Origin of the sequence: Vagococcus entomophilus (genome assembly GCF_003987595.1) — a bacterium.
In the GTDB taxonomy this organism is placed as follows: Bacteria; Bacillota; Bacilli; order Lactobacillales; family Vagococcaceae; genus Vagococcus_E; species Vagococcus_E entomophilus.
In genome coordinates this window covers 937,836-951,148 of record NZ_NGJZ01000001.1, presented here as the reverse complement: position 1 = coordinate 951,148, position 13,313 = coordinate 937,836, and the positions used below count along the sequence as shown (strand labels likewise).

Genomic DNA, 13,313 nt, shown 5'->3' with positions numbered 1-13,313 from the left:
ATTATTTTGTAAAAAAAAGCAAAAAAGTGTATGATAATTAGTAATTACGAAGTTGAGGAGAGAATAACATGATTGAAAATGAAACGATCAAACAACAACTAAATCATAAAAGCATCCGCAGTTTTACGGATAAAAAACTTAGTTCAGATGAAGTAGATACATTAATTAAAGTTGCCCAACATACTGCAACTTCTAGTTTTATGCAAGCGTACTCGATCATAGGGGTGACAGATGAAGAAAAAAAAGCAACTCTTGCAGAAATTGCCAAACAGCCTTATGTAGCACAAGCCTCACATGTATTTGTGATGATTGTCGATCAAAGTCGTAATCAACAAATTGCAAGTGAAAATGGCGTAGATGCTAGTGTCGTTTCCAATATGGATCGATTCATGGCGGGTTATGCAGATGCGATTCTTGCTGCACAAAATATTGTTGTCGCGGCTGAAAGTTTAGCATTGGGTACAGTATTCTTAGGGAGCTTATTAAATGATGCCCCTCGTTTAATTGAACTATTGAAGTTGCCAAAATATACATTTCCTGTTTTGGGCATTGCGATTGGCTACCCTAACCAAGAACCTCAGTTGAAGCCACGTTTGCCTAAAGAATTTGTTTATAGTGAGAATGAATACCCAGTTAGAGAAAATCTTGTTCAAACGCTAAAAGATTATGATAAAGAAGTGACCACATACTATGATTTAAGAGCAGCCAATCGTCGAGTAGATAGCTTTACTAATCAAGTAACTAATGGAATGAAGCATCAAAATCCGGTTCGAGCTCAACTATTACAACAAATAAAAGAACAAAAACTAATTGAAAAATAAAATTAAGTAATGATTCAATGAAACAGTTAGAATTGACTAGGAAAGTGACACTATTTTCTTAGTCTTTTTTTAGCGAAAGAGAATGTCTAGCAAAAAAATGGTATAATTTAAGTAAAGCGAAGAATAATAGTTAAAGAGGAAAAAAATGGCAAAAAAAAATAGAGGGAAGAAAACTTCCTTGCCTTTAAAAGCGACTGTAATGGTTTTAGTTTTTTTTACTGTGATGGTTTCATTGATTGTTTCTGCGGGAATGATTCGGCAAAATGTTGTCGCAAAAACGAGGCAAGATACCAAGGAAAAAATACTGAGTATCGCCAACCTTGTTGCGCAAAATCCTATAGTGAAAAATGCCTTAAAAGATCAAATGACTTCAAAGGCCGTTCAAGGTTATGCTGAGGAGATTCGGCAAACCCTCGGAGTAGACTTTGTAGTTGTTGTTACGCCTGAGTTGATTCGTTTGACTCACCCACAAGAGACTGCTATTGGAAAACCTTTTTCTAAGCCATCGGACATTCAACACGCTCTAAATCAACAAAATCATTTTTCTCAAGAAATGGGTATATTAGGAGCAGGGTACCGGTACTTTAAAGCAGTGAAGCAAGATGGAAAGGTAATTGGAGTGGTTTGTGTAGGTCTCACAATGAAAAGCATCAACCAAGATGTCGGGCTTGCACAAAGAAGAATTCTACCAGGTCTTATTTTAGGATTGTTATTAGGGATTCTTGCTGCTACGTTTATTGCCAACCACATTAAGAAAGTGTTGTTTGGTTTAGAGCCACAAGAAATTGCTGCGAAGCTAAAGGAAAAGGAAATTGTTGAAAATGAAGTCAGTGAAGGCTTACTTGCAATTACAGTTGATCAGGAAATCATATTAGTCAATCGACGAGTGAAAGAGATGTTCTCATTTTCCCCATTCACAAACCAACTTACAACAGGAGAAAAAATTTCAACTGCAATGTATCAGCAAGTATTTGCAGATGTCTTAACTAGCCATACTGAGCTATCTAATCAATCCATAGTTATTCAAGAGGTTGAAGTAATTTTAAGTGTCGCGCCAATTTACGTTGGGGAAGTTCTTTATGGTGCTGTCGCTACTTTTAAAGATCAAACTGAGATGAAAAAGCTAGCCAATGAACTCAGTGGTGTCTCACAATATAGTGATTCATTGCGTGCACAGACACATGAGTTTATGAATCAAACACATGTGATCACTGGGTTAATTGAGCTTGAAAAATACGAAGAGTTAAAGCACTTCATTCAAGAGTGGACGAAGCGTTACCACTTTGAAATTGGCTTCATGACACAAAAAATCCGGACGCCTGCAATTGCAGGGTTTCTTCTTGGGAAGATAGAAGAAGCAAGTGAGCAGGGAGTCCATTTAGAAATCAATCAAACTTCTAGATTACCTGTACTAAAAGAACCAGACAGTATTCATAAAATCATTCAAATCTTGGGCAACTTGCTAGATAATGCCAAAGAAGCAGTCGCTAATACGAAGTTGAAAGAAATTTCATTACTTGTTCAATACGAAGAAGAAGGATCAATTATCATTATTGAAGTTTCAGATACAGGATGCGGCATTGATTCAAGCATTCGTGAGGCGATATTTACGTTAGGGTTTTCGACTAAAGGAGAAAAAAGAGGGGTTGGCTTGCACCTTATACAGACTTTAGTAACACGCAGTCAAGGGATTATCGAAGTGAAGACAAATGAAAAAGAAGGCACCACCTTTTACATTGAATTACCTTTACAAGAGGAGAGCAGAACATGAAAAAAGTGTTAATTGTTGAAGATGACCCTATGGTTGCTTCACTAAACCAACAATTTGTTGAGAAACATGGTGATTTAAGCATTGCTGGTAATGTTCGGACGACAAAAGAGGCCGATCAGGTTATCCAGTTGAGTCAAGTTGACTTAATTTTGCTAGATGTTTACTTACCTGGTGAAACGGGTCTTGAGTTTCTCGAGCGATTACAGCTAGAAAAAATGAACATTCCGATTATATTGATTACTGCAGCCAATAATGGAGAAGTTCTACAAGAGGTTTTGCATTATGGGGTCATTGATTACTTAGTCAAACCCTTTACATACAAAAGGTTTCAAAAATCATTAGACCGGTTTCTGGCTCTTACTGCGGCTACAAAGCAAGCAGCTGTCAATACACAAGAGCAGTTAGACATGTATTTTAACCAAAATGATAGTAAGAACACCACTGAATTATTGGAGTTGCCTAAGGGACTTTCTCGACCTACGCTAACCAAAGTATATCGGGCCATGCAAACTTTTTCTTCTGATTTTTCAAATGAGCAGTTGGCCCATCAGGCCAATTTATCGAGAATCTCGACCAAAAAATATATTCGTTTTTTAGTGGAAATTCAGCTTTTAGAAGAAAATTTAGCTTACTTAGAAATAGGTAGACCATTGGCTATGTACCACATAAACCCTGAGAAAGAGAAAAATTTATATCAATACATTCGTAAAATATAAAAAAAGGAGAGAAAGCGTTACAACACTTTCTCTCCTTTTTTTATTTTATTGTGCAACTTTAGGCAGTTCAATGGCATTTTTTGTTGTTCCAGTTGTTAAGATATCATGAAAATTGTCAAAGCTAGTTTCAATCATATTGGACAAGGCTTCATCTGTGTTTGAGCCAACATGTGGTGTAACTAAGACTTTTGGATATAAACTAATTAGTTTTTCAACAGTAGGATCAGGCAGTTCTTGCTGTTCATCATACTTTTTAAAGAAGATCTCTTTTTCATTGGCAAAAACATCTGTCCCAAAACCAGCAAGATGCTGACTAACAACGCCATCATAAATAGCTTGGTTGTCTTGCAATTCGCCACGAGCGGTATTAATCAAGATGGCATTTTTTTTCATTTTGCTGATGAAATCAGCATTAATCATCTTGTCGTTTTGTCCTGGAAAATAGGGAACATGCATGCTGACGATATCACTTTCTGCAAGTAAATCGTCTAGTTCCTTAAATGTTAAGACTTCTTTAGCAGCATCTGATTGATAGACGTCATACCCCAAAACATTTGCCCCTAAGCCTTTAAATAGTTTTGCTTCTGTTAAGCCAATCCGTCCTGTTCCAATGATCCCAACAGTACAGTTTCTGATTTCACGACTGAACATTTGGCTATCTACGATAAAGTTTTTCTTAGAAGTGCGGTTTGTCATATATGCAGTATTGCGTAGCAGCATCATGGCAAGCGTTAGCGATAACTCTGCAATTGCATTGGGTGAATACGAAGGAACTCGTGCAACACTCATATGATAGGTACTAGCGGCCTCTAAATCAATATGATTAAAACCAACAGTTCGCGTAAAAACATATTGAATCCCATATTCAGCAAACTTTTGGATATTTTGCTTATCTGCGACACAATTTCCACGTAATAATACGGCATCTTGATCTTTTGCCGTTTCAACATTTTCATGAGTCAATAAGTCCTCAATTAATGTCAATTTATAATTGTATTTGTTGTAACGATTGAAATAGTCCACTTCATTTGGACGAACACCATAACAAGCAATTTTAAACATTTTATTTTCCTCCTAATTATGTAGTGGCCTATTAATGAAATAGACCTGATTTACTAATAACTTCTAAAATAATGATCCAGACAGGGGTCATCACAACTGCTGAAACTGTGGAAATTAGTGAGGCATTTGATGCAAGAAGCGCATCTTTGTCAAAGCTAATTGCGTAAGCTGCTGCAACTGTTGCAGTTGGTGTAGCCATCATGATGACGATTGTTGCGAGTGCTTCATAAGAAACAGGTAGGATGTTTGTCGCAGTTAAGATTGTAAGTAAGACAACGTTGATTGCTGGAACACAGATGATTTTGACAAAGCTGTAATACCAAGAAGTTTTGTCAGCAGCAGCAGATTTAAAGCTGATTTCACCAAGAGTTGAACCAATCGACAACCATGCAAGTGGAGAAGCAAGGCCAGCTAAATACGTCAACGGTTTAAACAACCAAATAGCAGTTTGGTCAATACGTAAGAATGCTACATTATGAGCAGCAATTCCTTCTGCTGCTGGAATATGCATTTGCGGCATATATCCTTGGCAAAGCCAGATAATTAACCCAGCAAATGTCGCAATTACGATTGGATTTAAAAACATTGTTTTGATATTTTTGAGTTCCATTTTTAAGCCACTCATTTTGATATACCCATAAGAATATAAGAAAATACGATACCCAATATTAAAAATTGAGCTAAACATTACGCCCATTGGACCGTAGATACTACTTACGATTGGTGTACCGAAAAATGTAGTAGAACCAAAAATTGTAAGCACACGTAAAGTATCTTGCTTATCTCCTTTATATTTTAGGAAAAAAGGTTTAGAAATAAAAATTAAGATAATGTAGATAATAATTCCCCAAATCAATACATTCATCCCTTGTTTTAACTTTTCAGGATCAATATCTTGCATGAAAGAATTAAAAGCAAGTGCAGGTAAGGCAACCGTTAAGACTACTTTTGAGAGAATCTTCCCAACCTTATCTGAAAATATCCCTTTCTTACGACAGTAAAAGCCTAAAAGAATGATGAAGACTGTAGATGTAATCGCACTAATGATGTTCATATCTGTCAATGTGTGTTGAATAATACTTAACATAAAATATCCTCCAATTGTTTTTTTTATCACAAACTAAAATAATACCCATGTCTCATAGACATGTTTATATTAAGACAATCATGTGAAAAAGTGAACAAAAAGTAATTAAACAAACTTATGAAACTTATGTAAGTGAAAAGGAAAAATAAATGTTGTTTTTCTATAAATAAAGCGTTTACATTTTATTTTTATTTTGCTATAATGACCTTGTTAGTAAATGAGGAATGTTACCAGATGGGCATAACCTAAACTGACGTGACCTGAGAGGGTTATGTCCGTTTAGGTTTTTTTATTTCTCAAAGACAAAAGAAGCATAGAAGGAGGAAACATTATGAAGTATGAGCAATTAGCCAAACAAATTATTGAGGGAGTTGGTGGGCCAGATAACGTTACGAGTGTTTTTCACTGTGTAACACGTTTACGTTTTAAGCTAAAAGATGAGAGTATCGCGGATACAGAAGGCCTCAAAAATTTAGATGGAGTAGTCACTGTGATGAAAAGTGGTGGGCAATATCAAGTGGTAATTGGGAATCAGGTGTCCGATGTTTTTGCTGATGTCGTAGCAATTGGTGGGTTCAAAACAGAAAGTATGGATATTTCAGATGCAGATGAGCCAGTGGGAAATTTGTTTGATCGATTTATTGACCTTATTTCTGGGATATTCACCCCAACATTAGGTGTTTTAGCTGCTTCGGGTATGATTAAAGGCCTAGTTGCACTTCTAACTGCATTTAGTGTCTTTCCAGCAAATTCTGGAACGATTATTATTTTGACTGCCGCAGGTGATGCGATGTTCAACGCATTGCCAATCTTTCTAGGATACAACGCTGCAAAGAAATTCCGCTCTAATCCCTTTATTGCCATGGCGATAGCTGCAGCGATGATTTATCCTTCTATCGCTTCACTTGCACCCTTGGCTGTTTCAGATAAAGCCTTTCCGGTCTTATATACTTTATTTAAAGGCACCTTGTTTGAAGCACCAGTGAGAATTACGTTCTTTGGGATTCCAGTCATTATGATGAGCTATGCGTCTTCTGTGATTCCGATTATTTTGTCAACCTATGTGTCTTCAAAAGTAGAGAAATTCTTTTCTAAAGTGATTCCTGATGTAGTCAAAATGTTTTTATTACCATTTTTTACGTTACTTGTGATGGTTCCAGTTACCTTTTTAGTAATTGGTCCAATTGCTACTTGGGCAGGAGACTTATTAGGGGCTGCTACTAGTTCCCTCTATAATTTTAATCCGATTTTAACCGGTATTTTCCTAGGTGGTTTTTGGCAAATTTTTGTCATGTTTGGTTTGCATTGGGGCTTAGTTCCGATCATGCTAATGAACCTTGGAACCATTGGCTATGACCCGATAGTCGTGCTTAGTTTTGGGTGCTCATTTGCTCAGACTGGAGCAGTGGCTGCGGTCTATCTGCGCACGCAAAATAAAAAAACCAAAGCCCTCTCAATCCCTGCTTTTATTTCTGGAATATTTGGTGTAACTGAGCCGGCAATTTATGGTGTGACTTTGCCATTAAAAAAACCATTTTATGCAAGTTGTATTGCAGGTGCGGTCGGAGGAGGAATTTTAGGTTTTTTCAAGACGTTAGCATATACTTCTGGAGGGTTAGGGATTTTTGCTTATCCTAGTTATTTAAATCCTAAAACTGGTATTGATACAGCTTTTTACGGAGCATTAATCGCTAGTGTGGTATCTCTTGTGCTCGGATTTACCTTTGCTTACTTGATAGGTTTTAAAGAAGAACCAATAGCGGAAATAAGCAAACCCTCCATAAATAAGGAAAAAAATTCGGTTTTAGAACTGCAAAATGTTGAAGGGGAAATTCATAGTCCTCTCAGTGGCAAAGTAGTTCCTTTAGCAGAAGTCAAAGATGAGGTTTTTTCATCGGGCGCAATGGGAGCCGGAGTAGCCATCTATCCCAGTGAAGGACGTCTGGTTGCACCTGTAGCTGGGACGGTCTCAACTATCTTTCCGACTGGCCATGCCCTTGGTTTGATTTCAACAGATGGAATTGAAGTTCTCGTTCATTTAGGTATGGATACGGTTGAACTCAAAGGCAAAGGTTTTACGTCTTATGTGAAAACTGGCGATCAAGTCAAACAAGGGGATCTTTTAATTGAGTTCGATCAAAAAATGATTGAGGCAGCAGGCTACAACATGATTTCTCCAATTGTTATTACGAATTCAATCGATTATCAAGAGATAGAAGTGGCAAAAAAGGAAGAAATTAGCCAAGGAGAATTTTTAATAAAAGTCGAAAAATAAAGTCAGTAAAAAGAAAAGAGGCAGAAAATGAGGACAACAAATAGCGTATTTCCCCAAAACTTTTTGTGGGGTGGGGCTACAGCAGCAAATCAGCTAGAAGGAGCTTATGATCAAGATGGGAAAGGGTTGTCTGTCTTCGATGTGATTCCTTATGGGGGAGGAAAAGGAAAAGATTTATCTTTTCCAACCCGGTTTATGGTCGAAGCAGCGCTTTCTGGAAAGTTGGGCGATAATTTTCCAAAAAGAAGAGGGGTCGATTTTTATCATCACTATCAGGAGGATATTGCTTTATTCGCTGAGATGGGCTTCAAAACATTTCGTTTATCCATCTCATGGCCACGGATTTTTCCAAATGGAGATGAAGAGGAGCCCAATGAAGCAGGACTTAAATTTTATGATGCAGTTTTTGATGAGTGTTTAAAATACGGTATTGAACCACTAGTCACACTCTCGCATTATGAAATGCCCCTTCATTTAGCCTTGGAGTATGGTGGCTGGGCAAATAGAAAAATGATTGCTTTTTTTCTTCATTACTGTGAAACTGTTTTTGACCGATATCAAAATAAAGTTAAGTACTGGTTGACCTTTAATGAAATTAACGTAATGGTTCCCAATCCATTTGTTGGTGGAGGAATTTTAAAAGAAGAGGACGGAAAGGATCAAGGCTTAACTTTTCAAGGGCTACATCACCAATTTGTAGCCAGTGCGCTTGCTACCAAGGCAGCACATGCAAAAATGCCAAAAGCAAAAGTTGGATGTATGTTAGCTCGGATGGAATCGTATCCTGAAACATGCAATCCAGACGATATTCAAAAAGCTCTTGAAAGTGATCAATTCAACCTTTTCTTCTCTGATGTTCAAATCAGAGGTAAATATCCTAACTTTATCAAAGGATTATTTAAAAGATCGGGGAATAAAGATTGAGATGCTTCCAGGAGATGAAGAAATTATCCAACTTCATACGGTTGATTTTATGTCCTTTAGTTACTATATGACTGTAGTTAAATCAAGTAAGGAAAAAGAAGCAGCTATTGGAAACTTTGGAAATGGTCAGCCCAATCCGTACCTAAGCGTCAGTGACTGGGGTTGGCAAATTGACCCAAAAGGGTTGCGTATTACTTTAAACAAGCTATATGATCGCTATCAAATTCCACTTTTTATCGTAGAAAATGGACTAGGTGCTTATGATACGATTGAAGAAGATGGGCATATTCATGATCACTATCGAATTGATTATTTGAAAGCTCACATTGAGCAAATGGCCTTAGCAATCAAAGATGGAGTCGAGTTGATGGGGTATACATCGTGGGGCTGTATCGATTTGATTAGTGCAGGCACCAACGAGATGTCTAAACGATATGGCTTCATCTATGTAGATCAAGATGATCAAGGGGGAGGAACGCTTGCTAGGAGCAAAAAAGATTCCTTTTATTGGTACCAAAAAGTAATCCGAACAAACGGAGCAGATTTAACGAGCCTGCCAAGTTCAAATAAAAACTAGTTCCTTCGAAAAAAACAAAAAAGAAAGCGCGACGTTATTTGTTAATGATAAACTAAAAGAAAAAAGGAGATGAAGAAATATGGTACTTAAAGATACAGGCTTTCCAAAAGATTTCTTGTGGGGCGGGGCAACTGCGGCAAACCAATGCGAAGGTGGCTACAAGGAAGCTGGAAGAGGTCTTGCCAATGTTGATGTTGTACCGATTGGCAAAGACCGTCTGCCTATTATTGCAGGACTAAAAAAATCGTTAAACTTTGATGAGGAGCACTTTTATCCTGCTAAAGAAGCAATTGATATGTATCACAGATACAAAGACGATATTGCTTTATTTGCAGAAATGGGCTTTAAAACTTACCGTCTTTCTATTGCTTGGTCACGCATTTTCCCAAATGGCGATGAAAAAGTACCAAATGAAGCAGGGTTAAAATTTTATGAAGAGATGTTTAAGGAATGTCGTAAATACGGTATAGAGCCACTCGTGACCATTACGCACTTTGATTGCCCAATGCACTTAATTACAGAATATGGTTCTTGGCGTAATCGAAAATTGGTTGAATTTTATGAAAATCTTTGTCAGGTGATTTTTAATCGTTACAAAGGCTTGGTCAGATATTGGTTGACCTTTAACGAGATTAATATGATTTTGCATGCCCCTTTTATGGGAGCTGGTCTTGTATTTGAAGCAGACGAAAATCAAGAACAAGTGAAGTATCAAGCCGCTCATCATGAACTTGTGGCCAGTGCAATTGCAACAAAAATCGCGCATGAAGTTGATCCAGAAAATAAAGTAGGTTGTATGCTTGCTGCTGGGAACTACTATCCTTATACATGCAAACCTGAAGATGTTTGGAAAGGCATGCAAGAAGATCGTGAAAATTATTTCTTTGTAGACATACAATCAAGAGGAGAATATCCAGCGTATGCTCGGAAAGAGTTAGAACGAAAAGGAATTGAGATTAAGATGGAAGAAGGGGATTTGACGTTGTTGAAAAACAACACAGTAGACTTTATTTCGTTTTCTTATTACTCATCAAGAGTGGCAAGTACTGACTCTAAGCATAATGAAACTGAAGGAAATATTTTTGCTTCAACTAAAAATCCTTATTTAGAAGCGAGTGAATGGGGGTGGCAAATTGATCCGTTAGGGTTGAGGATTACGATGAATGCTATGTATGATCGCTATCAAAAGCCACTATTCATCGTTGAAAACGGACTTGGCGCAGTGGATGAACCAGATGAAAATGGCTATGTCAAAGATGACTACCGAATTGATTATTTAAGAGAACACATTAAAGCAATGAAGGAAGCTATTGTAGAAGATGGTGTTGAGCTTTTAGGCTACACTACATGGGGCTGTATTGATTTGGTTAGTGCGGGGACTGGTGAGATGAAGAAGCGATATGGTTTTATCTATGTCGATAGAGATAACGAGGGAAACGGAACACTCAAACGTACCAAGAAAAAATCCTTTGATTGGTATAAAAAAGTGATTGCAACAAATGGTGAAAACTTAGATTAAAAATTAAAAAGACTCGGATAAAACAGAAACGTTTTGCCCGAGTCTTTTTTAAATAGGTATTTGAATCACGATGACGCCTTGTTTTTCAATCTGTTTAATCATTTTAGGGTCCGCAAAGCTGTCAGTAATTAGATAATTAATCATTTTTAACGAGCCACTTAAAAAGTTCGTGGTAGTCCCTATTTTCCGGTAATCAGCAACAACAATCTTGAGGCCGGTTGTTCGTTCTAAGATTAAAGAATTGATTTTCGCCTCGTGTAAAACCGGTGTGGTAATCCCTTCCTCTGGACTAACCCCATTACAACCAATAATGGCGATATCAGCTTTCATTTTAGAAAAGGAGTCGATCGCAATATCTCCAACAAGTGCTTCTTTTGGAAAGCGAATTTCTCCTCCTGACAAAATAATTGTCGTATTGGGATGATGCTCAACTGTAGAAGCCTTGACGTTGTTGGTAATGATATTGACACGCTTCTCCTGTAATTCTGAAACGCAAAGTAAAGCAGTAGAACTAGTATTAAGAAAAACAGTCTGGCCATTTTGTATAAAGGACGCCGCTTTTTGAGCGAGCGCTTTTTTTATTTGTTCTATTTTTTCTAATGCATCATTTGTTTGAATTGCATCAATGATTCTAGCACCACCATGAAACCTTTCAATGAGCGCCATTTTTTCTAATAGGTGCAAATCGCGACGAACGGTTACTTCGGATACTGATAACTCTTGTGCCAAATTAGAAACAGTAGCTTGCTTAGTTTGATCTAGTACTTTTAAAAGGGCATTTTGCCTTTTTTTAATCTCTTCGTAAGATGCTTTCATCTGAAATCCTCCTTCACCTCATCTGATTACGTCTCTTATCAAAGGATAGCACAAAAAAAACAATTAATCTATTATATGTTTTTTTAAATAATTAATTTTTTAAATAATCATAAAAAAATGCAAATGTTCATAAAATGAGATTGATAATTAAATTGTAAGCGTATACAATTTAACTGTAAGGATTGCTAATAAAGGAGGAGAAAAACATGAAAAATGTAGAAAATATTTCAAAAAAAGACTGGATTGATCAAACTTTTCCAGAGTGGGGAAGCTGGCTAAATGAGGAGATTGAGCGTACCGAGGTTGCTAAGGGAACGGTTTCTATGTGGTGGTTAGGATGTACAGGGATTTGGTTGAAATCTTCTGGTCAAACCAATATTTTATGTGATTTATGGTGTGGTACCGGGAAACAATCTCATGGAAACGGGAAGATGAAAAAAGGGCATCAAATGATGCGTATGAGTGGGGTTGAGAATCTGCAACCTAATTTGCGTACTCAGCCATTTGTGTTAGATCCGTTTGAAGTTAAAAATGTTGATGCTTTGGTCGTCACACATATTCATTCCGATCACTTAGATATATATACGGCAAGTGCAGTTCATAAAAACTGTCCACAAGCCAAATTTATTGGACCAAAAGAAGTAGTGAACACTTGGATTGGTTGGGGCATACCAAAGGAGAAGACAATTGTTGTACGACCAAACGATCGCATAAAAGTGAAAGATGTGACAATTGTAGCGCTAGAAGCTTTCGACCGGACGGCCTTGATTACTTGCTCGAATGATTCCGAACAATTAAAAGGGAAAATGCCCGCAGATATGGATGAGATTGCGGTAAACTATTTATTTGAAACAGAAGGCGGCAACATTTATCATGCCGGAGATTCACATTACAGTAATAGATTTGCAAAACATGGAAACGAACACAAGGTAGACGTTTGTTTGGGTGCATATGGAGAAAATCCTCGAGGCATTACAGACAAATTAACTTCTGTAGATTTACTGCGTATGGCTGAATCTTTGAATACACAAGTAGTGATACCGGTCCATCATGATATCTGGTCAAACTTTATGGCAGATCCAACAGAAATTATCATGCTTTGGAATTTCAAAAAAGCCCGTCTTAACTACCAATTCACGCCTTTTATATGGCAAGTGGGTGGAAAATTTACCTATCCAAATGACAAAGAAAAAATGATTTTTAATTTTGATCGTGGTTTCAAAGATGTATTTTCAGTAGACAATGATACACCATTTCCATCATTTTTATAAGAGGAGGAGCGAGGATGCTAAACTATTTTTATGAAAAAGATTATCTTCGTTTTAGCACAGAACAACCTAAGAATTGGCAAGAGGCTATTCAAATAAGCTGCCAAAACTTACTTGAAAAATCTGTGATTACACAAGTTTATGTGGATGAGATGATTCAGTGTATTGAAAAATACGGACCATACATTGTATTGATGCCAGGAGTTGCGATGCCGCATTCCTCTGAGCAGAGCTTGGGTGTTTTGGGAACAGCTATTTCTCTGACAATCTTTAAGGAAGCTGTACCTTTTGAAAAAGGAAATCCAGATAAATCCGCAAAATTATTTTTCACTTTAGCAGCTAAAAATCCAGAAAAGCATACGGAAAATATCGCAAAATTAGCTGAATTATTGATGCAAGAAGGACTGGTTGATCGTCTTTTAAATTGTAAAACCATGGAAGATTACTTAGAGGTAACGGAAATGTTCGCCATTTAAA

Annotated in this window: 10 protein-coding genes and 1 pseudogene; 8 read left to right on the top strand and 3 right to left on the bottom strand. The window is 37.1% G+C overall.

Annotated features, from left to right (window positions below):
• The first annotated feature begins 68 nt into the window (after positions 1 to 68).
• From CBF30_RS04545 to CBF30_RS04535, 3 genes are all read left to right on the top strand, one after another.
• Entirely contained in the window at positions 69 to 821 is a 753-nt protein-coding gene (locus CBF30_RS04545; protein WP_126823179.1) for an NADPH-dependent oxidoreductase, read from the top strand.
• A 145-nt stretch (positions 822 to 966) separates the two neighbouring features.
• Positions 967 to 2,592, top strand: coding sequence for an ATP-binding protein (locus CBF30_RS04540; protein WP_126823177.1), 1,626 nt, complete (start codon positions 967 to 969; stop codon positions 2,590 to 2,592).
• Entirely contained in the window at positions 2,589 to 3,308 is a 720-nt protein-coding gene (locus CBF30_RS04535; protein ID WP_126823175.1) for a response regulator, read from the top strand. The genes CBF30_RS04540 and CBF30_RS04535 overlap by 4 nt, the downstream gene beginning before the upstream one ends.
• A 45-nt stretch (positions 3,309 to 3,353) precedes the next feature.
• Here CBF30_RS04535 and CBF30_RS04530 read toward each other — a convergent pair whose 3' ends face one another.
• Complete coding sequence (locus CBF30_RS04530; protein ID WP_126823173.1) at positions 3,354 to 4,370, bottom strand: 2-hydroxyacid dehydrogenase; 1,017 nt, start codon at positions 4,368 to 4,370, stop codon at positions 3,354 to 3,356.
• A gap of 31 nt (positions 4,371 to 4,401) precedes the next feature.
• Positions 4,402 to 5,457 carry an AEC family transporter gene (locus CBF30_RS04525; RefSeq protein WP_126823171.1) on the bottom strand — a complete coding sequence of 352 codons (1,056 nt, stop codon included), beginning with the start codon at positions 5,455 to 5,457 and terminating at the stop codon, positions 4,402 to 4,404.
• 331 nt (positions 5,458 to 5,788) lie between these two features.
• On the opposite strand from CBF30_RS04525, the gene CBF30_RS04520 reads away from it, so the two are divergent.
• From CBF30_RS04520 to CBF30_RS04510, 3 genes and pseudogenes are all read left to right on the top strand, one after another.
• Entirely contained in the window at positions 5,789 to 7,732 is a 1,944-nt protein-coding gene (locus CBF30_RS04520; protein WP_126823169.1) for a beta-glucoside-specific PTS transporter subunit IIABC, read from the top strand.
• Between the two features lie 27 nt (positions 7,733 to 7,759).
• Positions 7,760 to 9,233, top strand: a pseudogene (locus CBF30_RS12160) (glycoside hydrolase family 1 protein).
• A gap of 79 nt (positions 9,234 to 9,312) precedes the next feature.
• Positions 9,313 to 10,752, top strand: a complete 1,440-nt coding sequence (locus tag CBF30_RS04510) for a 6-phospho-beta-glucosidase (RefSeq protein ID WP_126823167.1) — start codon at positions 9,313 to 9,315, stop codon at positions 10,750 to 10,752.
• A gap of 48 nt (positions 10,753 to 10,800) precedes the next feature.
• On the opposite strand, the gene CBF30_RS04505 is transcribed toward CBF30_RS04510, so the two are convergent.
• A complete protein-coding gene (locus tag CBF30_RS04505; protein WP_126823165.1) occupies positions 10,801 to 11,568 on the bottom strand; it encodes a DeoR/GlpR family DNA-binding transcription regulator in 768 nt (255 codons plus the stop codon).
• 206 nt (positions 11,569 to 11,774) lie between these two features.
• Here CBF30_RS04505 and ulaG point away from each other — a divergent pair, with 206 nt between their 5' ends.
• Positions 11,775 to 12,839, top strand: a complete 1,065-nt coding sequence (gene ulaG / locus CBF30_RS04500) for an L-ascorbate 6-phosphate lactonase (protein ID WP_126823163.1) — start codon at positions 11,775 to 11,777, stop codon at positions 12,837 to 12,839.
• A 14-nt stretch (positions 12,840 to 12,853) separates the two neighbouring features.
• A complete protein-coding gene (locus CBF30_RS04495) occupies positions 12,854 to 13,312 on the top strand; it encodes a PTS sugar transporter subunit IIA (protein WP_126823161.1) in 459 nt (152 codons plus the stop codon).
• Position 13,313: the final 1 nt, after the last annotated feature.

What these genes read in the sequence shown, in the direction of transcription:
- CBF30_RS04545 (WP_126823179.1), top strand. Translation starts at nt 69, where the DNA reads ATGATTGAAAATGAAACGATCAAACAACAACTAAATCATAAAAGCATC.
- CBF30_RS04540 (WP_126823177.1), top strand. Translation starts at nt 967, where the DNA reads ATGGCAAAAAAAAATAGAGGGAAGAAAACTTCCTTGCCTTTAAAAGCG.
- CBF30_RS04535 (WP_126823175.1), top strand. Translation starts at nt 2,589, where the DNA reads ATGAAAAAAGTGTTAATTGTTGAAGATGACCCTATGGTTGCTTCACTA.
- CBF30_RS04530 (WP_126823173.1), bottom strand. Translation starts at nt 4,370, where the DNA reads ATGTTTAAAATTGCTTGTTATGGTGTTCGTCCAAATGAAGTGGACTAT.
- CBF30_RS04525 (WP_126823171.1), bottom strand. Translation starts at nt 5,457, where the DNA reads ATGTTAAGTATTATTCAACACACATTGACAGATATGAACATCATTAGT.
- CBF30_RS04520 (WP_126823169.1), top strand. Translation starts at nt 5,789, where the DNA reads ATGAAGTATGAGCAATTAGCCAAACAAATTATTGAGGGAGTTGGTGGG.
- CBF30_RS04510 (WP_126823167.1), top strand. Translation starts at nt 9,313, where the DNA reads ATGGTACTTAAAGATACAGGCTTTCCAAAAGATTTCTTGTGGGGCGGG.
- CBF30_RS04505 (WP_126823165.1), bottom strand. Translation starts at nt 11,568, where the DNA reads ATGAAAGCATCTTACGAAGAGATTAAAAAAAGGCAAAATGCCCTTTTA.
- ulaG (WP_126823163.1), top strand. Translation starts at nt 11,775, where the DNA reads ATGAAAAATGTAGAAAATATTTCAAAAAAAGACTGGATTGATCAAACT.
- CBF30_RS04495 (WP_126823161.1), top strand. Translation starts at nt 12,854, where the DNA reads ATGCTAAACTATTTTTATGAAAAAGATTATCTTCGTTTTAGCACAGAA.